Origin of the sequence: Syntrophotalea acetylenica, assembly GCF_001888165.1 — a bacterium.
Taxonomy (GTDB): domain Bacteria; phylum Desulfobacterota; class Desulfuromonadia; order Desulfuromonadales; family Syntrophotaleaceae; genus Syntrophotalea; species Syntrophotalea acetylenica.
In genome coordinates this window covers 379,900-399,014 of record NZ_CP015455.1, presented here as the reverse complement: position 1 = coordinate 399,014, position 19,115 = coordinate 379,900, and the positions used below count along the sequence as shown (strand labels likewise).

17 protein-coding genes are annotated in these 19,115 nt (G+C 59.1%); 1 reads left to right on the top strand and 16 read right to left on the bottom strand.

Going from position 1 to position 19,115, the window contains the following annotated elements; all coding sequences use genetic code 11:
- Positions 1-72: 72 nt before the first annotated feature.
- The 4 genes from A6070_RS01835 to shc all read right to left on the bottom strand — a co-directional run bounded on the left by A6070_RS01835 (position 73) and on the right by shc (position 4,955).
- A complete protein-coding gene (locus tag A6070_RS01835; protein WP_072286793.1) occupies positions 73-477 on the bottom strand; it encodes an Hsp20/alpha crystallin family protein in 405 nt (134 codons plus the stop codon).
- A gap of 53 nt (positions 478-530) precedes the next feature.
- Positions 531-977: an Hsp20/alpha crystallin family protein gene (locus A6070_RS01830; RefSeq protein ID WP_072286792.1), complete on the bottom strand. Its 447-nt coding sequence runs from the start codon at positions 975-977 to the stop codon at positions 531-533.
- Positions 978-1,195: 218 nt separating this feature from the next.
- Complete coding sequence (locus A6070_RS01825; RefSeq protein ID WP_072286791.1) at positions 1,196-2,665, bottom strand: sigma-54 interaction domain-containing protein; 1,470 nt, start codon at positions 2,663-2,665, stop codon at positions 1,196-1,198.
- Positions 2,666-2,867: 202 nt separating this feature from the next.
- Positions 2,868-4,955 carry a squalene--hopene cyclase gene (shc, locus tag A6070_RS01820; RefSeq protein WP_072286790.1) on the bottom strand — a complete coding sequence of 696 codons (2,088 nt, stop codon included), beginning with the start codon at positions 4,953-4,955 and terminating at the stop codon, positions 2,868-2,870.
- A gap of 608 nt (positions 4,956-5,563) precedes the next feature.
- Between shc and A6070_RS01815 the strand changes: the two genes are divergently transcribed.
- Positions 5,564-5,833: a DUF3024 domain-containing protein gene (locus A6070_RS01815; RefSeq protein ID WP_072286789.1), complete on the top strand. Its 270-nt coding sequence runs from the start codon at positions 5,564-5,566 to the stop codon at positions 5,831-5,833.
- Positions 5,834-5,884: 51 nt separating this feature from the next.
- Here the strand turns inward: A6070_RS01815 and A6070_RS01810 are convergent, their stop codons facing one another.
- The 12 genes from A6070_RS01810 to A6070_RS01750 form a co-directional block, all read right to left on the bottom strand.
- Complete coding sequence (locus A6070_RS01810) at positions 5,885-6,667, bottom strand: alpha/beta fold hydrolase (protein WP_083558627.1); 783 nt, start codon at positions 6,665-6,667, stop codon at positions 5,885-5,887.
- Between the two features lie 12 nt (positions 6,668-6,679).
- On the bottom strand, positions 6,680-7,315 hold the full coding sequence (gene lipB / locus A6070_RS01805; RefSeq protein ID WP_072286788.1) for a lipoyl(octanoyl) transferase LipB: 636 nt from the start codon (positions 7,313-7,315) through the stop codon (positions 6,680-6,682).
- A gap of 13 nt (positions 7,316-7,328) precedes the next feature.
- On the bottom strand, positions 7,329-8,243 hold the full coding sequence (locus A6070_RS01800; RefSeq protein ID WP_072288090.1) for a 3-hydroxyacyl-CoA dehydrogenase: 915 nt from the start codon (positions 8,241-8,243) through the stop codon (positions 7,329-7,331).
- 117 nt (positions 8,244-8,360) lie between these two features.
- The gene (locus A6070_RS01795) at positions 8,361-9,188 is read right to left on the bottom strand and encodes a nitroreductase family protein (RefSeq protein ID WP_072286787.1); all 828 of its coding nucleotides are present in this window, start codon (positions 9,186-9,188) and stop codon (positions 8,361-8,363) included.
- Positions 9,189-9,497: 309 nt separating this feature from the next.
- Positions 9,498-10,910, bottom strand: a complete 1,413-nt coding sequence (gene lpdA, locus A6070_RS01785; protein WP_072286785.1) for a dihydrolipoyl dehydrogenase — start codon at positions 10,908-10,910, stop codon at positions 9,498-9,500.
- 46 nt (positions 10,911-10,956) lie between these two features.
- Positions 10,957-11,886 carry a lipoyl synthase gene (gene lipA, locus A6070_RS01780; protein WP_072286784.1) on the bottom strand — a complete coding sequence of 310 codons (930 nt, stop codon included), beginning with the start codon at positions 11,884-11,886 and terminating at the stop codon, positions 10,957-10,959.
- A 114-nt stretch (positions 11,887-12,000) separates the two neighbouring features.
- Positions 12,001-13,374 carry a dihydrolipoamide acetyltransferase family protein gene (locus tag A6070_RS01775; RefSeq protein WP_072286783.1) on the bottom strand — a complete coding sequence of 458 codons (1,374 nt, stop codon included), beginning with the start codon at positions 13,372-13,374 and terminating at the stop codon, positions 12,001-12,003.
- A 5-nt stretch (positions 13,375-13,379) separates the two neighbouring features.
- Complete coding sequence (locus tag A6070_RS01770; RefSeq protein WP_072286782.1) at positions 13,380-14,384, bottom strand: alpha-ketoacid dehydrogenase subunit beta; 1,005 nt, start codon at positions 14,382-14,384, stop codon at positions 13,380-13,382.
- Positions 14,385-14,423: 39 nt separating this feature from the next.
- Complete coding sequence (locus A6070_RS01765) at positions 14,424-15,404, bottom strand: thiamine pyrophosphate-dependent dehydrogenase E1 component subunit alpha (protein ID WP_072286781.1); 981 nt, start codon at positions 15,402-15,404, stop codon at positions 14,424-14,426.
- Positions 15,405-16,062: 658 nt separating this feature from the next.
- Positions 16,063-17,145 (bottom strand): ATP-NAD kinase family protein, encoded by a 1,083-nt coding sequence (locus tag A6070_RS01760; RefSeq protein ID WP_083558624.1) that lies wholly within the window; start codon positions 17,143-17,145, stop codon positions 16,063-16,065.
- A gap of 54 nt (positions 17,146-17,199) precedes the next feature.
- Positions 17,200-18,324 carry a 2-iminoacetate synthase ThiH gene (gene thiH, locus A6070_RS01755; protein WP_072286779.1) on the bottom strand — a complete coding sequence of 375 codons (1,125 nt, stop codon included), beginning with the start codon at positions 18,322-18,324 and terminating at the stop codon, positions 17,200-17,202.
- Positions 18,321-19,097, bottom strand: a complete 777-nt coding sequence (locus tag A6070_RS01750; protein ID WP_072286136.1) for a thiazole synthase — start codon at positions 19,095-19,097, stop codon at positions 18,321-18,323. The genes thiH and A6070_RS01750 overlap by 4 nt, the downstream gene beginning before the upstream one ends.
- Positions 19,098-19,115: the final 18 nt, after the last annotated feature.

The following is a 19,115-nucleotide window of genomic DNA, read 5'->3' as shown; positions in this document are numbered from 1 at the left end:
AAAACCGTCATTGGTCATTGGTCATTTGCCCTTGATCCTCGGGCCTCGGCCCTTTGGCCTCGAACCTTCGCCTTACTCCCCCGGGGCGATTTCAATGCGGCGGGGCTTGGCCATCTCGGCCCGCGGCAGCAACAGGTTAAGCACACCATGGGCATAACAAGCGGATACCTTTTCCTGATCGATCCCCTCCGGGATCCGGAATTGACGGTAAAAATTGGCCAGGGTGAATTCCCGGTATATATCCTCGGCGGGGGCCTTGGCCTTGACCCGGCCTTCGATGGTAAGAATGCCCTGCTCGAGATGGATGGTCATATCCTCTTTGGCCACCCCGGGCATATCGATGTACATGGCAAGTCCATCGACGCCTTCGAGAATATCGACCACCGGTACGGCATATCGTTCCGGGGCACGGGTTTCCTCACGGCTGCGCACATCTTTCTGGTCTTTATCGGACACGGTGATATTTTTATCGTTCATGGCCTAACTCCTTTGGTGGTGACAGATCTTCAAAATCAGGTCCGTGGGTCGTATCAGGCTACATCGACGCTGATTTTTCGCGGACGGGCCGTGGCCGCCTTGGGCAAGGTGATCGTCAGTATGCCGTTTTTGCAACTGGCCTTGACATGTTCCGCATCGACATCGACCGGCAGTTCCAGGGTACGCACAAATTTGCCGTTGTCCCGTTCACGGCGATGCCAGGTACGATCCTTGTCCTCGATCACGGCGCGCTCACCGCTCACGGTCAGGATATTTTCCTGCACCATCAGGTCGAGTCCGGCCGGATCGATGCCAGGCACCAGCACTTCAACATAGAGGTTATCCGCATCCCCGTACAGATTGACGGGAGGTTGACGGCGGAAACTCCTGCCCGGCTGGAAAGCCGGCCCCAAAAGACCGTGCCCGCCGAATCCGCGGAAAGCCTCATCGATTTCGCGGCGGAGATGTTCCATTTCCTTGTACAGGTTCCAGGTCGCCATATTGTCCTCCTTGTGCTTGATTTAGCATGATTGTCTGTTTGCTCCGTTACGCCCTTTAGTATAACAACCATCATGCCAACTTCAGTGAAAAGGACTTTTACCTGTTATTTCAAGAAGTTGCACAAGACAAAAAGACTTGAATCTCTCTTGCGACGTCGCATCATTGTGTCGCAAAAAAGACATGCAACGTCGCAAAGAGATCTTGCGACACTTGTCAACTAATCCTTTTCCAGGGTGGCCCGGGACAACCCCAGTTTTTCCATGTAACGATAAAGAGTGGCGCGATGCACACCGAGTCGCCTGGCGGCATCGGCCAGATTGCCATGAGCATCGCGGTAGGCGCGGCGGATGGTTTCCGCCGTCAGGTTGGCAGGGCGCGTGTTGCGGGAACCGCCATCGCCCGGATAGAATTCCGCCTCAAACACCGGGGGGCCGGGTTCCTGGCCGCCGTTACCGCCAGTTTCGGCACGTTGCGGCAACACAACCGCGGGCAGGGACAGACGATCGGGACCCCGGCCAGTTCCGCGGTCGGCGAGAAAGTCCTGCCGCTCCCGGATCCACTCGCCAAAGGCCCTCGCGCCTATGACGTCGGCCTGGGTTTCAATAAATACCCGTTCCAGCACATTACGCAGTTCGCGAATATTGCCGGGCCACATATACGCCTGCAGAAGATGGATGGCATCGGGGGTGAGGCGATAAATACGCCGTCGGTATTTGCGGGCGAACATATTGAGAAAATGATCGACAAGATAGGGAATGTCTTCGGGCCGGTCGCGCAGCGGCGGCAGATGAATGCGCAGCACCGAAAGACGGTGATACAGGTCGGCCCTGAAACGCCCGGAGCCGACCGCCTGCTCAAGAGGTACGTTGGTCGCAGCCAGGATACGCACATCGACCCGTTGTTCCCGCTCGGCGCCGACACGCTCGATCGCCCCCTCTTCCAGCACCCGAAGCAGTTTGGCCTGGGTGCCAAGGGGCATGTCGCCGACCTCATCGAGAAACAGGGTGCCGCCGTCGGCCCGCTCAAACCGGCCTCGATGAGTGCGCAAGGCCCCGGTAAATGCGCCTTTTTCATGACCGAACAATTCGGATTCGAGCAACTCCTCCGATATGGCGGAACAGTTGACCGCGACAAAAGGGCCATCGGGACGCAGGCTCTGGTCGTGCAGCGCTCGCGCCACCAGTTCCTTTCCGGTCCCTGTCTCACCGGTAATGACCACAGCAGCATCGGAAGGCGCGAACAGGGTAATTTTACGAAAAACCTCCCGGATCGCCGGTCCGTTTCCAACCATTCCGTAAAAAGAAACCGGCTCTTCCCTGCTCCTGATTTCCAGGTGCCGAAACACGAACGCTACTTCCTGGAGATGACCACCGACGCCAGGGCCTAGAGGCCGGACATCAACCCGCCAAAGATCGGGGTGCCCACCAAGCCGCACCCGGATGTCAAGCAAAGCGCAGCTGCCGGCAACGGCATCATGCGCCAGGGATTCAAGGGAAGGCACGCCCCCGGGAAGCACCTGGGCCGCAGGCCGCCCGACCGCCAGCGACGCGTCAAGTCCAAGGCGGCCGGCAAAAGTTTCGGAGATGTCAGCCACCCGCCAACGACCTCGGACACCTTCGACAAGAACAAGATCCGGCGCGGGAACGGGGAGCGCCCGTTCCTTATTCTCCAGTACCCTTTGCGTCATCGCCTTTTCTCCTGCAGCGCCGGGCCGTTCCGCATGTCGGCAACCGACGGTTTTTCGACTCCCCGCCCCGTTCATCTCATGGAAAAATGTAACCATCCAGGCATGACTTCGCAAGCCATGAAGACGCATGCGCGAGCCACAAAACAAAGAGCCGCCCACGACAAGCGGACGGCTCTTTGTAACCCGACAAGGGATCTCTTTTTCAACCGCAGGCGCGGCCGCGCAGCGGTTCGAAATCAAACTCGGCAGCAGCCGTCAATTCCGGCCGGCAGGGCTGGACGGCCAGCCCTAAATAACGGCGAGCCCTGGCCATGGCAATAAGCGGAAAATAGTGGCGGTACATATTGTAATTAAGCATGAACCCGCGTGCCAGCTCACAACCCTGCCCCAGCGTGGCGCCGATTTCTTTGAGGTTGGTACGCTCCCCCACCCCGTACCCGGGAAAACCGGTCCCCGTATACTGTGGCTCGTCCCAGGTTCCGGCCTTCTGGCAGGACAGCAAATAATCGAGACCCCGGCGGATGGCGCCATCATAATCCGGACTCGCGACGGCAACCAGAGCCATCAATGCCCAACCGGTCTGGGATGCGGTACTCGGCCCACGGCCACGCTGACTGTCATCCATATAGGAAGCGCAGCTTTCACCCCAGCCACCATCGGCATTCTGGTGCGCCACCAGCCAGTCGGCGGCGCGGCGGACATAGGGTGCCCGCATATCCTCGCCAATCGCGGCCAGGGCCGGCAGCACAGCGCCGGTGCCGTAAATGTGATTGACGCCCCATCGCCCGAACCAGCTCCCTTCAGGCTCCTGTTCGCTGCGGATATAACGCAGGGCCTTGGCCACCACAGGATCGTGCATATCACGGCCGAGGGTGGCCAGGGCTTCAACCACATGCGCGGTGACATCGACACTGGGCGGATCGAGAACTTCGCCGAAATCGCAGAAAGGGATCTTGGTGACAATGACGCTGTTGTTGTCGCGGTCAAAAGCCGCCCAGCCGCCGTTTTTGCACTGCAGCCCCAGGATCCATTCCTCGGCGCGCTCCAAAGCCGCATCCACGGCAGCCGTATCCTCAAGATGACGACGGGCCTCGCTCAGCACCACCAGCGCCAACGCGGTGTCGTCCACGTCGGGGTAGGCGGTATTGGCCCTTTCAAAAGCCCAGCCGCCGGGACGCACACCGCGCACCTTGACCTGCCAGTCGCCCCACCGGGTGATCTGTTTGCCCAGAATCCAGTCGAGAGCGGGACGCATCATGGGCGTACCTTCAAAAGTACAGCCGGACTCGAACAGCGCCAGCAAGGTAAACAGGGTATCCCACACAGGGGACTCACTGCACTGCAGATAGGTCCCGCCGTTTTTCTCATACGCCCAGGGAGGGTTGAAAGCATCCAGCCCCTTGCTGATTACGGGATGGGTCAATGCATAACCCTCGACATTGAGCGCGACCAGTGAATAGATCAGGGGTGGCTGGATGCCGCCCCAGCCACCATCGTAATCCTGGTGACGCACGATCCACTCCAGGCAAAGGCTGATGGCTTTTTCACGACCAAACTGCACCGGCAGTCGGCTGTACTTTTTAAGGAACCAGTCAACCACCAGGAAAAAGCGCTCCGCGAGCCCTTTTTCGGTATCCGGAAAACTGTAGTCCGTATTTTCACGGCCACCGGGGAACAATTCATCAAGCCGGCTCGCCGGCGGAAGAGGTTTTACCGGGCGTCGCACTGACAAAATGGTCAGCGGTACCAGCGTGGCACGGGCCCAGCAGGCAAAATCGTAAATATTGAGAGGGCACCATGAGGGCAAATAGATCATTTCAGGTGCCAGCGCCGGTGTTTCTTCCCAGGGCCATTCGCCTATCAAGGCCAACCAATAGCGGGTAAAAACCCGCACCTGCCGAAGCCCTCCATGCTGGAAGATCCAGTTACGGGCCTTGGCCAGACGCACGTCATCGGCCTTGAAACCGGCGGCACGCAATGCGGCGTAGGCTTCGACGGTGGCGTTGATGTCTCCGGCCGGAGCCTGGTAGTACACGGCCCAGGAACCGTCCTCCCGCTGCTCATTGAGTATGGCCTGGACGACCTTGTCGTACTTGGGATCATCCTTTACGCCGAGGAGATGCATCGCCAGGATCCATTCAGCCTCGATGCAGGAGTTGGATTCCAGCATGCCGACCCAGAAACCCTCTTTTTCCTGGTTATCAGCCAGCCAGTCGATGGCGCGCTGTATGCCATCATCCAGCCCATCGGCTGTAACTGCCTCAGAATTCAGCTGCCGAATGACGTTCAAGGGACCAGTGCCTCCTGTGGTTTGCTTCACAACAAATATCCAGACGCTTGCAAGCGCATAAAATCTAAATTTCTGAACCGTTATTCTCAACAGGCCGCATACGCGACTGTCCGCGGGATGTGGCAACGCCACGTGTGGCGGGGGATGCCATGTCGGCCGCCACCCATGTATCAGAGGACAAAAATCAACCCCGGCAAAAATCAAAAGCCCGGTTGGCAGGGGCCATGAATCGCATGGGGCTCTTCATACGGTAATCAAATACCAGGTTCGCCAATCTTTAACCCTTAGTACAATGATTACAAAAAGTCAACTTTTAAGAACTTTATCTCGAAACTGTCGTCATCCCCCCTCAATACACGGCGAGGACACGCACAATCACCTAATATTAAAATTAAGTGTTTGATACTACGCCCAATAACGTAACTCCGCAAGCCCTTATTTTCCAGCGCGCTTGCCGTCCCTACAAAACACATGCCCCGGACCTGTCGAAAGCGGACGCCGCCGGACGGAGTTCGCCCGGCACCGACACCGCCACGGTTGGAATAAGGTTTTGATGCAATATAATATAGGAATGGCTTGAAAATCAAAGATCAGCGAGGAGGAAGAGCATGAACGAAATGCTTGAAAAAGCCAGACGCATGGCCCGGTCCGATCCGCACCTGTCGCTGTTCGATATTCACATCGAAGGCGAGGAACTGCATCTCGGCAAAGACGGAGAATGCTTTGCCCGACTGATTCGCACTGAAACACCGGGGATGTGGCGTATGGCCTATTTCCATAATCTGGAGCGCTGGGAATACCTCGACTTTACCGGCACCCTGGAAGATTGCCTGGCCTTTCTGTCAGACAATCCCCACTACCTGTTCTGGCAGGGCTGAGTCCCGGTGGGCACCACGGAGCTACCCTGGTGGACCAGGACGGTTGATGCGTTATTTTTCGGCCATCAGGAAGGATGCCACGGCCTGCAGAAAGGCAACGGGTTGATCGGCATGCACCCAGTGTCCAGCACCCGGGACACTGATGAAGCGCTTGTCGTCAAATTTTTCCAGCAACGCATCCCGCCGAACCGGATCAAGATAATCGGACTGCTCCCCCCGGATAAACAGGGTCGGACAATATATCGGGACATCGAGGGGCAAAGCCGCCAGCAATGTGCGGTATTCGGCAAACAATACCGGCAGATTAAAGCGCCAGCCCCAGGTTCCGGACGGCTGTCGGTAAAGGCTTTTCAGCAAAAACCCCCTCACCCCTGCATCGTCAATTTCAGCGCGCAGGTATTGCTCGGCATCCCTGCGGCTCGTCAACCGTGCCAGGGGCAGGTTGAGCAACCCCCTGAACACAGTCTCGTGCCGGGGAGCATAAGCCCCCGGTCCGATATCTTCGACGATCAGTCGCTCCACACGCGCGGGATAGCGGGATGCAAACAGCATGGCGGCTTTGCCGCCCATGGAATGCCCAAGCAAGTGAACGCTGTCCAGCGCCATGCGATCCAGAAAGGACCGCAAATCCTCCACAAGACAAGTGTAATTAAAAAACCGGCTGTGCGGAGACAGCCCGTGATTGCGCTGATCGACCAGCCAGACCCGGAAATGGCCGGCCAGCATCCGCGCCATACCCCGCCAGTTGTCCAGAGATCCGAAAAGCCCGTGCAGAACGACCAGGTTCGCGCCCTCGCCCTGCACCTCATAATTCAGGTCCACAGCCGGCACCACGGGTTTATCCTCTCATGCGTTTACCCCCTGCTGCTCCGGCAGCCAGGCCTCCAGCAGGGATTCAAAATGATAAACGACGCGCTCCTTGACCGTTTTCACGGAAATCATCCGGCCGGTAAGGGACGCCAGGGACACCATGGGGCAACCGACGATTCCGCAGGGATTTATGCGCGAGAAACCGGACAGGTCAAGAGACACATTGAGGGCAAACCCGTGCATGGTAACCCAACGCCGCGCCCCCGCTCCGATGGACGCCAGTTTTCCCTGATCGGTCCAAACGCCGGTTTTACCCTGGCAGCGCCGGCCAACCACCCCCACATCGGCCGCCGCGAGAATCAACACTTCTTCGAGAAATCGCAGGTAATGACGCAGGTCTTTCCCGCGGTGGCCAAGATTGAGCAGCGGATAGCCGACCAGCTGACCCGGCGCATGGTAGGTAATGTCGCCGCCGCGATTGATGCTGACCACCTCGATGCTGGAATCCAGCAGGTTATCCATGTGACCGCTGCGCCCCAGGGTGTAGACCGGCGGATGCTCCACCAGCAGCAGGGTTTCCGGAGAGACGCCGGAAGCGATTTCCCGAACCCGTTGCTCCTGCAGGGCGTAAGCTTCGGCATACGCCATCAATCCGAGATCCTGCACGATCATAGCTTCTTCCCCCCTACCGGTTCCCGCCCAGAACAAAATCCGGTTCCTGATAAGCGGGACGGGGATAACCGTAAAACCCGCGCCCGCTTTTCACCCCCAACCAGCCATGCTCGAGATACTCCCGTTTCAGATACTCGGCATTCCTGAGGGTCTGGGCGTCTCCAAGCGTATTCGCCCAGTAGTCCGTCACGTGCCAGACCGTATCGAGGCCAACCACGTCCAGCATCCCCAGCGGGCCTACAGGCATCTTCATCACCACCATCCAGGCGCGGTCGATGTCCTCCACGGCAGCCACGCCATTGGCGGCAAGGGTAATCGCGGCGTTATTCAGAGCACTGTACATGGCGTTGAATACGTAGCCGTAGTTTTCCTTTTGCAGCACCAGGGAAATCTGATTGATCGATCGGGCGAAATTACGCACAAGATCTACCACGCCCTCAGCCGTGCCGGCGTGAGGCATGACATCGGCAAGGTTTCCGACCCACACCGGTTGGTGAAAATGCAGCGCCAGAAACCGATCCGCCCGGCCCGTAGCATCGGCCATCTGGGAGGGAATCAGCAACGATGTATTGGTGGCGAAAACCGTCCGTTCCGGGCAGATCCGGTTAAAGCGGCTGAATATTTCCCGTTTCATCTGAAGGTCTTCGGGCACCGATTCAATCAGAAGGTCGATCTCCGAAGCTCGCTGCTCTTCGGTGGTTACGGCAATGTTGTCGAGTGCTCTGCCTGCCATTTTGGCATCAAGACGGTTTTCGGCTATCAGGTAATCCGCGTAGCTTTTGATGCGCAATCGCGCCTTGCGCAGGATACTATCGCTCAGATCGAAAAGAATGACGGCATATCCGTGTGCGGCGCACTGAAACGCAATCTGCTGTCCCATGGTTCCTGCGCCGACAACGAAAACCTTTTTTATGTCCTTAAGCTTCATCGCCCCCTCATTGTGCGACATAAGGTATGGTTTGCCCGCGAACTCCCTGACTGGCGCCACCGAAATGGTGTTTGACCGCAAGCAACAAAACAGGCAACCAACCGATAGCCTTTGACCCTATTTGACCAGGCGCCGGATCTTGGCGTCCTGATCTCTTTGCACGGTACGGTAGTATGTGACATCCGGCGTTCCGAACAACATCATGTACACCACATCATGATTTTCCGGCACTCCGACGCTGCGCAAAAGTCGCGGCGCCAGATCGACCATCGCCCATTTGGCCAGACCGAGCCAGGTGGTACCGATACCGGCACTGTTCGCGAGCAGCTCAAAATAGCTCAGAGCGATAAATACATCGGCTTCCCGGGTAGGGACACCCTCGGCGGCCGAGGCAATCAGTAGATGGGGGGCCCGCCTGAAAATAGGGTCGAGTCCCTGCTCCATCAGCGGAACAAAATGCCTGAAACAGACCAGATGATCCGGGATGGCATCCTTGCGCGCCAGGTCCTGAAGGGTTTCCATGGTTTCCTGACGGATCGCGTCCATGGTGGCGGGATCTTCAACCACGATGAATTCCACCCCCCGACTGTTGACGCCCGTCGGTGCATGCGCGGCAATCTTCAACAATTCATCGATTGTTTCAGCGGGCAGCGGTTCGGGTCGATAACGCCGAATGGAACGCCGGCCCTTGATAAGCGTCTCCATCTGCTGCTGGTTGGGAAAGCGACCGGCCAACGGCAGGCTGTCGGCAGGATCGAGACCAAGAATGCTGATGGCGCCAGACGGACATACCGCCAGACAATGCTGACATTCGATGCAGGTGGCCTCTTTGTCCGCGGGAAGCACCGGATAGCCGTCCTGCATGACAATCAGCCCAAAAACACAATCCTTGACACATTCTGCACATTGAATGCAGAGCGACTGGTCCACACGAAATTGTTTCATGGAGCCTCCTTACGCGGTACAACGGATTGTCGACTCTCCCGATGCTGCCTCCTGCAAAGTGACGCCGGGAAAAAAAACCCAAGTGGAGACGGACCCGAATCGTCTCCACTTGGAACAGGAGGAAAGAAAAAGGAGGAGGAAAATCTTTAAAAAAACCGGGAGGGAGCTAGGAGGTCTACCTCCCGGCAAGCAGGTCAGCCCTCGCAGGACTAGCCTCAAACTCGTTTTTAATCCTACCGGCTTTCCGATTCGGGGCGGCATCAGGACCGCCCCGAATCGGTTTCCGGCCGCGGGGCACAGTCGCTCCGCCTAGCAATGCACCGCAGCGCCATCGACATCCAGAGCGGCTTCCTTCACCGCTTCGGAGAGGGTAGGATGTCCATGGAACATAGCTCCGATGTCATGCGCCGTGCCGCCGTAGCTCATAACCGCGACCGCTTCAGCGATCATGTCGGATGCGCGCGGGCCGAAGATGTGAACCCCCAGCACCTGGCCGTTTTCGGCATGGGCCAGAATCTTGACGAAACCTTCCGTTTCGGCCATGGCGCGGGCGCGGCCATTGCCGACAAAATTGAACTTGCCAACCTTGACGGGAATGCCCTCTTCCTGAAGCTGCTCCTCGGTCTTGCCAACGGAGGCGACTTCCGGCCATGTGTAGCAGACGCCCGGGATGGTGCCGTAATGAACCTGAGAATTCTTGCCCACCAGGCGCTCGACAAACACCACCGCTTCCTCTGAGGCCTTGTGCGCCAGCATTGGCCCCGGAATGAGATCGCCGATGGCGTAAATGCCAGGCACCGTGGTCGCGTAATTATCGTCCACTTTGACGCAGCCCCGCTCATCGAGCTCCACGCCGATTTCGGAAGCTCCCAGCCCCTCCATATTGGGCTTGCGCCCGATGGACATGAGGACTTTGTCGCAAACCACTTCCTGGGTCTTGTCGCCCTTGGACAGGGTCAGCGTGGCCTTGCCGCCCGCTACCTGAATATTGTCCACGCGGGTACCCATGTGGAAGGTCATGCCCTGCTTCTTCATCGAACGCTGCAATGCCTGAGTGGTGTCCCCATCGGATTTGGGGAGCATCTTGGGCAGCATTTCCACCACGGAAACCTTGGCTCCCAGACGCAGCCACACCGATCCCAGCTCCAGCCCAATGTATCCGGCCCCGACCACCACCAGATGCTCCGGCACCTGCTGCAGGGACAGAGCGCCGACATTGTCTATGATCACCTCGTTGTCGATGGTGATGCCGGGAACCTGAGCCACTTTGCCGCCGGTCGCCAGAAGGATGTTCTTGCCTTTGACCACGCCGGCGTTCTTGCCGGTTACTTCAACCTGCTGCAGCCCGTCGGCAGCGGCTCCCAGCAATCTGCCATGTCCCTTGATCCAGCTCACCTTGTTCTTTTTGAACAGAAAAGCGACACCGCCGGTAAGATCGCCGACAACGCCTTCCTTGCGCGCCATCATTTTGGCCAGGTTCAGCTTGGGCGCGGGAATTTCGATGCCGTGCATGTCGAATTTATCGCGCGCCAGAGCGAAGTGCTCACTCGAATCGAGCAGCGCCTTGCTCGGGATACAACCTTCATTGAGACAAACCCCTCCGAGGGTCGGACGGCTTTCAATGACGGCGACCTTCATGCCCAGCTGTGCGGCGCGAATCGCGCCCACATATCCGCCGGGGCCGGCGCCCAATACAATCAGATCAAAAATTTCATCAGCCATTTATGTTCTCCTTATGCGGCAAAAACCCGATTTTGTCCGCTGTTTCTCATGGTTGCAGAACTTTTTGCGCCTGCAGATCGGCATGATAGGAGGACCGTACCAGCGGTCCTGAAGCGACCTGCGAAAAACCCATTTTCAAACCGGCCACCTTAAACGCCTCGAATTGCTCCGGAGCTACATAGCGCTGCACGGGCAAATGATGACGTCCGGGGCGCAGATACTGGCCAACGGTCAGCATGTCACAGCCGTGTGCGCGGAGATCCCGCATCACTTCGAGAATCTCATCATCCGTTTCACCCAGGCCAACCATCAATCCCGATTTGGTCGGTACATCTGGATACATTTCCTTGAAGCACTGCAACAACTTCAGGGATCCCTGGTAATCGGCGCCGGGGCGCGATTCGGCATACAGCCGCGGCACCGTTTCAAGATTGTGATTGAACACATCGGGCAGGCCGTTGCCGAGGTTGGCAAGAGCCGTCTGGACACAGCGCCGAAAATCCGGCACCAGGATTTCCACCTTGACCTTGCCGGGCTTACGGCGTATGGCCTCGACGCAACGGGCGAAATGACCGGCCCCACCGTCGGCCAGGTCATCTCTGGTCACGGAAGTAACCACCACATAGCGCAGCTTCATGACCCTAACCGCCTCGGCAAGATGTTCCGGTTCCCCGGGGTCCAGTGCTGAAGGGCGACCGTGGGCAACATCACAGAAGGGACAGCGGCGGGTACACACATCACCCATGATCATGAAAGTGGCAGTACCACGATTGAAGCATTCTCCCAGGTTGGGACAATTGGCTTCTTCGCACACCGTGTGCAATCGATGCTCGCGCAGAATTCCGGTCAATTTGGCGACTTCCGGCGATGAAGGCGCTTTTGCCCGGATCCAGGCCGGCTTGGTCAATACAGCCTGCTTGTCATCAGCTGACAAGGCGGTCTTGTCGGCGCCGCGTTTTTTCTTTGCAACTTCCATGGCCACTGTCCTGACTTTTCCTTTAAAGTCTTGCGAAGGTCGATGCATACGCCCGCCCGCGAAAGGCTTTTAGCGGCCGGCACCTGACAGGTGCCGGCCTGTTTACATCGGGCATTAAAGCTCTTCGGGATTTTCCAGAAGACGCTTGAGTTCCACCAGGTATTGGGCAGAATACAATCCATCCACCACCCGGTGATCGGCAACCAGGGTCACCTTCATTGTCGATGCGGGGACCATGTTGCCATCCTTCACGACAACCTCTTCCTTGATTCCGCCAACCGCCAGAATCGCGGTCATTCCCGGGGGCACCAGGGCGACGAACTGATCGACGCCGAGCATTCCCAGGTTGGAGATGGCGAAGTTGCCGCCCGCCATCTCTGCCGGTCCGCAGGTTCCGGCCTTGACCTTGTCGATCAGGGCGCGGGAACTGCTGGCGACCTCTTCCAGGCTGAGAGCCTGACAGCCCTTGACAACCGGCATCATCAGACCATCATCCAGACCCACGGCCACGGCGATGTTCACCTCGGGGTTCAGGATATACTCCTTGTTGCCCAGGGTGGCGTTAACCATCGGATACTTCTCGATGGCTTTGGCGCAGGCCTTGACCACCATGTCGTTCATGGATACGGCCTTGCCGGCGGCCTTGAGGCCGGCCCGGAACTGCTTGGCTGCGCCCATGTCGATGGCCATGGTGACCGGGAACTGAGGTACCGTCCAGGAGTTGGTCACCGTATTGGCAATCGCGGCCCGCATCGCCGTCATCGGCTTGCTGGTCGGCTGCGCTTTGGTTGCGGCCGGGGCTTCTGCCGCGGTTTCCGGTTCGGCGGCCGGAGCCGCCTTGCCGCTGCGCTTGGCAAGATAGGCATCGATCTCGGCATCGGAAACCGAAGCGTCCGCAATAATGCCGATCAGTGCCTGCACCGGGTATTCCTCGCCCTCTTCGCCAATCTTGCGGCGCAGAATGCCGGCTACGGTACTCTCGACCGGCTGGGCGATCTTGTCGGTTTCAATCTCCATGATTTCCGTACCGACCTCAACCTCATCGCCCTCGTCCAGCAGCCAGGAAGCAATGGTGCCCTCTTCCATGGTCAGCCCCCACTTGGGCATGGTCAGTTCATGGACACCGGCCGGAGCCTCCGCCGCGACGGAGCCTTCTGCTGCTTCGCCTTCCGCTTCGTCGCCTGCTTCCGCACCGCCATAGGAGGCGATGAACGCGTCGATTTCTGCGTCCGTCACGTCCTCGGCGGCGATGACGCCGATCAGGGCCTGCACGGGGTACTCTTCGCCTTCTTCACCAATCTTGCGGCGCAGAACCCCCGTAACGGCACTTTCCACGGGCTGGGCAATCTTGTCGGTTTCGACTTCGAGAATTTCGCTGCCGACTTCGACAACGTCGCCTTCCTCCATCAACCAGGAAGCGATGGTGCCTTCTTCCATGGTGAGCCCCCACTTAGGCATGGTGAGGGCTATGATTTTATTGTCACTCATGATGATTACTCCAGGGTTTTGCGTACAGCTGCTACCACCTTGGCTGCGTTGGGAATATATTCGGCTTCAAGGTTGGCGGCAAACGGTACCGGGGTAAAAGGAGGCGTAACCATCTGCGGAGCGCCTTTCAGGGCGCCGAACAGGTTCTGCGCAACCATGCCGACGATGTCGCAAGCGAAACCGCAGCGGTCGTTATCCTCGTCGACCACCACCAGGCGACCGGTCTTCTCGACGCTGGAGAAAATAGTGTCCTTATCCAGCGGCGAAATGGTGCGCGGGTCGATGATGGTGCACTCGATGCCTTCCTTGGCCAGCGTCTTGGCGGCCTGAACTGCCACCTGCACCATGCGGGCCAGGGCGACGATGGTGACGTCCTTGCCTTCCTGAACCACGTTGGCCTGGCCCAGGGGGATGGTGTAGTACTCTTCGGGGACTTCGCCCTTCATGGTGTAGAGAGCCTTGTGCTCGAAGAAGACACAGGGGTCGTCATCCTCGATAGAAGCCATCAGCAAACCCTTGGCATCATAGGGATTGGAGGGAATAATGCTCTTAAGCCCCGGGACATGAGCAAAAATCGAGTAGGGGCTCTGGGAGTGCTGGGCGGCGGCGCTGAATCCGGCGCCGATCATGGTGCGAATGGTCACCGGGGTGACGGCCTTGCCGCCGAACATGTAGCGGAACTTGGCGGCCTGGTTGTACAGCTGGTCGAAGCATACCCCCAGGAAGTCGGAGAACATCAGTTCGCCGATAGCGCGCATCCCGCAGGCCGAAGCGCCAACGGAGGCGCCGATATAGGCGGACTCGGAAATCGGCGTATCGATTACACGATCGGGAAATTTGGGGTAAATCCCCTTGGTGACGCCGAGCACGCCGCCCCAGGAATCGCGCTCCTGATCGGTGCCGGCGGAACCGGCGACATCCAGCCCCAGCAGGATAACGGACTTGTCGCGCTCCATTTCCTGGCAGATCGCTTCGTTGATTGCGTCCTTGAACATGATCTTTCTAGCCATCGCTCTATTCCTTTCTATACCTTAAATTCTGAAAAGGGCTCAGTAAGAAACGTAAACGTCGGTCAGCAGCGCGCTCAGATCGGGCTGCGGAGCGGCCTCGGCTTCCTTGACGGCCCGCTCGACCAGAGCCAGTACATCTTTGTCGATGGCTTCGATTTCCGCCGCTTCAGCCAACCCGCCAGAGATCATGGCTTCGGCGAAACGCTTGAGGGGACAATTGTTGGCGCGGGCACTCTTGACTTCATCCTTGGGACGATAACCCTGCGCATCCCCCTCGAAGTGACCGAAATAACGCAGGGTCTTGCATTCGAGGAAAGTCGGGCCGCCACCCTTGCGTGCACGTTCGATGGCTTCGCCGGCCGCTTCGTAAACCGCGAAGAAATCGTTGCCATCGACAGTCACCGCCGGCATGCCGAAACCGCGGGCGCGGTCTGCGATATTGTCCGAACCGACCTTGGCGGAGTATTTGACCGAAGTCGACTCGGCATAACCGTTGTTCTCCAGTACGAAGATCATCGGCAGGTCCAGGGTTACGGCGAGGTTCATCGATTCGAAGTTGGTACCCTGGTTGGAGGCGCCGTCGCCGAAAAAGACCACGCCGACGCTGCCGTCCTTGCGCATCTTGGAAGCCAGAGCGGCACCGGCTACGAGCGGGGGACCGGCACCGACGATGCCGTTGGCGCCCATCATGCCCTTGTCAAGGTCGGCGATATGCATGGAGCCGCCCTTGCCGCCGCAGGTACCGGTTTTCTTGCCATAGATCTCGGCCATCATGCCAACAAGATCAACACCCTTGGCGATGCAATGACCATGGCCGCGATGGGTACTGGCGATACGGTCCTTGTCATTGAGGTGCTCACACACACCAACGGCAACCGCCTCTTCGCCCGAGTAAAGATGCACGAAGCCGGGGAGGGTCCCCTTTGCGAACTCGACATGCACGCGGTCTTCAAATTCACGAATCTCCCGCATCTTCCGATAAGCTTTGAGAAGATCCTCTTTCGACAACTGTGTCTTCATCTGCTTCTCCCTTCTTCCTTTAGATTGTGCATAAGACGATAGAGTGAAAATTGACCGCTCCTGCCCCGCCTTTGCCGCAAAATACCTTCCCGAGGTGCCGGACTGGATCTTACCTGGCAAAACAACTGATGACTTCCGGGATACCGTTACGGTCGCGTTTGATCTCACGGCTATTTAGCAGAGCACATCCGATGCCAAGGACGTTTCGGCAGCGTGCCACCCCGGAAGAATACCGAATTAAATGGCATAACCCATTATTTTTATAAGTTTTTTCCTATATCCAATTTTTTTGGCCAAGCCGTGAAAAAGGTCTCGGGGGTTGATAACGGCGTTTTTCAGGAAACAGTTTTACTTCTTTTAGATAATTTTGAAACAGGTGTCTTACGACAAAACAAACATCTGTCGCAAAACCGTGGTTGAAAAGATATGAGGCAGGAAACAGCAAGGTGCGCTTGTCCGCAGCTGGCAGGCGGGTGACTATCAAGGGAGCAGGACAGAGGGTTTTCATCCGGAGATTTCGGGTGGATACGAGTTAAAGGGATGGGAGGTCGACGATCGGGGAATAAAACTCCCGGTCAAACGCAAACCCGCGCACGGCGGGTGCAAAGCGCCATGCGCGGGAATTATGGAGGGCAAGGTTACTTGTCCGAAGGCTAATCTATTCGACCCCCTCCGGCCGCACGCTGCCACCACTGATATAAGCCGAAGGCAGGGTGAACATGCCGCGTTCGGCAGCGATATGCATAACCTTCGGAACATCGATGGTGAAGGGGCCATCGAGGTCCAGCCAGACATGCACTTCGTCTTCCTGCCGAAAAGCGAACTCCCGCTCCCCGTCGAGGGTAACGATACCCCTGTCCATGGTGACCGGAATGATTTCATGGGGGCGGATAATCTTCATTTCGGCAATCCCTACCGGCAGAAGCAGACCGGGCGCAATGGGCGCGCACAGGGTCAGCATCCCCTCACCGGGCGGACACAAGGTCAGGTGCAGCCCCTGGCCACTGTCCCTGGGGATGGGGTTGGCAAAGCCGGCAACGGACGACAGACCAATGGCGTCGGCTTCGGCGAAAGTCACGAAGATCTCCTTGACCCGCTCCGGTTTCCACATGGCCCTGGCGCCAACCCACATGTCGTCGGTCAGGCAAAGATCTACCAGCGCCAGATCCCGGCAGCGGCCGTTGATTTCAACCCGCAGCACCTTGTTGCGCCGGGTCGCTTCACACAGCGATACGGCGCCCCCGGCAACCAGACCGGCCGCCATGCCCGCCACAGTGGCTTCATAGAAATGGGGGAACGCATTGTTTGTCCCGGTGGAAAGGCCGATAATAGGTATGGCGCCACAGTTGTTCGCCACCAGCCGATGGGTGCCGTCGCCGCCGAGCACGATGATGACGCTCACGCCCAGTTCGACCATGCGCTCCACGGCCCGAATGGTATCGATGGCTTTTTCCTCCACCGGCATATCGAGCAACTCGAATTCGGGCCATAGTTCGCCTGTTACGGCTTCGCCGTGTTCCTTGTTGCGCAACAGGGTTCCGGCAATGCCGGCGCGATCGGAATACATGTAAACCGTCTGGATTCCGGCGACCTTCAGCCCCATGCACAGGCGACGCACGATGCTGGTTTTTTCGGCGATGGTAACCCCGGAGGCGGCACTGATCAGACGCCGGATGTCCCGTCCCGAAGCAGGGTTGGCAATAATCCCAACCGTTGAACCTTTACCCGTTTGGCAGATCATACGCATCTATCTCCTTAGTCCATTCTGACGAAGCACATCCGCGGTGCGGCTATTTCAAACGGCCTTGTCCTCAAGAAAAACCCGATCCCAGTCTTTCCAGACCGGCTCGTAGCCCCTGGCCCGCAGCATGGTGCAGACCTGCTCGGCGTCGCGTTCGTCGCTGATGGCGAACTGTTCGCTGCCGTCATGCTCGTGTCCGTAGCCGCCCGGCGCAGTGCTGGAACCGGCGCTGAGCTGGGTGATGCCCAGCGGCAGCAGGCTGTCGCGCAGGGCCGCGCTCTCGCGCGTGGACAGCACCAGGCCGGCATCGGGCATCAGCAGGCGCAAGGCGCACAGCAGCTGCACCAGGGCGCGGTCGGAGACCGGCGCCAGGGGCTGGAAGCCGCCGTCGGCCGGCCGCAGGCGCGGAAACGACACATTGACCCGGCTGCGCCACCAGCTGCGGGCCAGATGCCGGGCGTGCAGCCCGACGAAAAAGCCCTCGGTACGCCAGTCGCTCAGACCCAGCAGCGCGCCGACGCCGATGGAGCGCAGCCCCGCCGCGCCACCGCGATCCGGCGTGGTCAGGCGCCAGTCGAAATCCTTCTTGCGCCCGAAAGGATGCAGGCGATCGTACAGCTGGCGATCGTAGGTCTCCTGATAGACGGTCAGGTTGTCCACCCCGGCCGCCACCATTTTCCGGTAGCCGGCTTCATCCATCGGAAAAACCTCGATGCTGATGGCGGAAAACAGCGGCCGCACCCGCCGCACCACCTTTTCGAGATAGTCGACGTTGACGGCCCGCGGCGCCTCGCCGGTCAGCAGCTGCACGTGACGAAAACCCCGCTGGCGCAGGATGCGCGCCTCGGCTTCGACCTCGTCGAGGCTCAGGGTGCGCCGCGCCACCTTGTTGGCGGCGTTGAATCCGCAGTACAGGCAGCCGTTGCTGCACTCGTTGGAGACATACAGCGGCGCGAACATCTGGATGGTTTTGCCGAAGCGCCGCTGGGTGACCCGGTGGGCCTTCTGCGCCAGCGGCTCCAGATACGCTTGCGCCGCCGGCGACAGCAGCGCCATGAAATCGCCGAGGCGCAGGTGTTCCGCCGCCAGCGCCCGCTGCACATCGGCGGCGCCGCAGGCGGCGATATCCCGCGCCACTTCGGCGCGGTCATAACCGTTGAAAATCTCCAGAAAACTCATCGCTCGTCCCTCAGAAAACCGGTCAGCGGACTGGAGGCTTCCGCCATTTGCCGCTGCGCCGGCAGTCCCGCCAGGTAGGCGCGGCGGCCGGCCTCGACCCCCAGACGGAAGGCGTGCGCCATCCCCGCAGGGTCCGGCGTCACCGCCAGGGCGGTGTTCACCAGCACCGCGTCCGCTCCCATCTCCATGGCTTCCGCGGCGTGGGACGGTGCCCCCAGCCCGGCGTCCACCACCACCGGCACGATGGCCTGTTCGATGATGATGGCGATACTGTCGCGGGTACGCACCCCCTTGTTGGTGCCGATCGGCGCCCCCAGCGGCATCACCGTGGCGGTGCCGATCTCCTGCAGGCGTTTGGCCAGCACCGGGTCGGCATTGATATACGGCAGCACCACGAAGCCTTCCTTGACCAGGATCTCGGCGGCCTTGAGCGTTTCGATGGGGTCGGGCAGCAGGTAGTAGGGGTCGGGGGTCACTTCCAGCTTGACCCACGGCTCGCAGCCGGCGGCGCGAGCCAGACGCGCCAGGCGCACCGCCTCCTCGGCGTCGCGGGCGCCGCTGGTGTTGGGCAGCAGCAGGTAGCGGTCGCGGTCGATATGCGCCAGCAGATCGTCGTCGGGCCGGTCGATATCGACCCGGCGCAACGCGACGGTGACGATCTGCGCCCCGGAGGCGTCAAGCGCCTGGGCCATCAGGGCGTTGGAGGCGAATTTGCCGGTTCCGGCCAGCAGCCTGGAACGGAAGCGGCGACCGGCGATAACCAGTTCATCCATGGGCTTATCCTCTTCAGG

Excerpts from the sequence above, each read along its gene's own strand:
- A6070_RS01770 (WP_072286782.1), bottom strand. The coding sequence starts at position 14,384 with ATGGCTAGAAAGATCATGTTCAAGGACGCAATCAACGAAGCGATCTGC.
- A6070_RS01750 (WP_072286136.1), bottom strand. The coding sequence starts at position 19,097 with ATGGATGAACTGGTTATCGCCGGTCGCCGCTTCCGTTCCAGGCTGCTG.
- A6070_RS01795 (WP_072286787.1), bottom strand. The coding sequence starts at position 9,188 with ATGAAACAATTTCGTGTGGACCAGTCGCTCTGCATTCAATGTGCAGAA.
- A6070_RS01835 (WP_072286793.1), bottom strand. The coding sequence starts at position 477 with ATGAACGATAAAAATATCACCGTGTCCGATAAAGACCAGAAAGATGTG.
- A6070_RS01760 (WP_083558624.1), bottom strand. The coding sequence starts at position 17,145 with ATGATCTGCCAAACGGGTAAAGGTTCAACGGTTGGGATTATTGCCAAC.
- A6070_RS01815 (WP_072286789.1), top strand. The coding sequence starts at position 5,564 with ATGAACGAAATGCTTGAAAAAGCCAGACGCATGGCCCGGTCCGATCCG.
- lipA (WP_072286784.1), bottom strand. The coding sequence starts at position 11,886 with ATGGAAGTTGCAAAGAAAAAACGCGGCGCCGACAAGACCGCCTTGTCA.
- thiH (WP_072286779.1), bottom strand. The coding sequence starts at position 18,324 with ATGAGTTTTCTGGAGATTTTCAACGGTTATGACCGCGCCGAAGTGGCG.
- lpdA (WP_072286785.1), bottom strand. The coding sequence starts at position 10,910 with ATGGCTGATGAAATTTTTGATCTGATTGTATTGGGCGCCGGCCCCGGC.
- lipB (WP_072286788.1), bottom strand. The coding sequence starts at position 7,315 with ATGATCGTGCAGGATCTCGGATTGATGGCGTATGCCGAAGCTTACGCC.
- A6070_RS01775 (WP_072286783.1), bottom strand. The coding sequence starts at position 13,374 with ATGAGTGACAATAAAATCATAGCCCTCACCATGCCTAAGTGGGGGCTC.
- A6070_RS01765 (WP_072286781.1), bottom strand. The coding sequence starts at position 15,404 with ATGAAGACACAGTTGTCGAAAGAGGATCTTCTCAAAGCTTATCGGAAG.
- A6070_RS01800 (WP_072288090.1), bottom strand. The coding sequence starts at position 8,243 with ATGAAGCTTAAGGACATAAAAAAGGTTTTCGTTGTCGGCGCAGGAACC.
- A6070_RS01825 (WP_072286791.1), bottom strand. The coding sequence starts at position 2,665 with ATGACGCAAAGGGTACTGGAGAATAAGGAACGGGCGCTCCCCGTTCCC.
- A6070_RS01830 (WP_072286792.1), bottom strand. The coding sequence starts at position 977 with ATGGCGACCTGGAACCTGTACAAGGAAATGGAACATCTCCGCCGCGAA.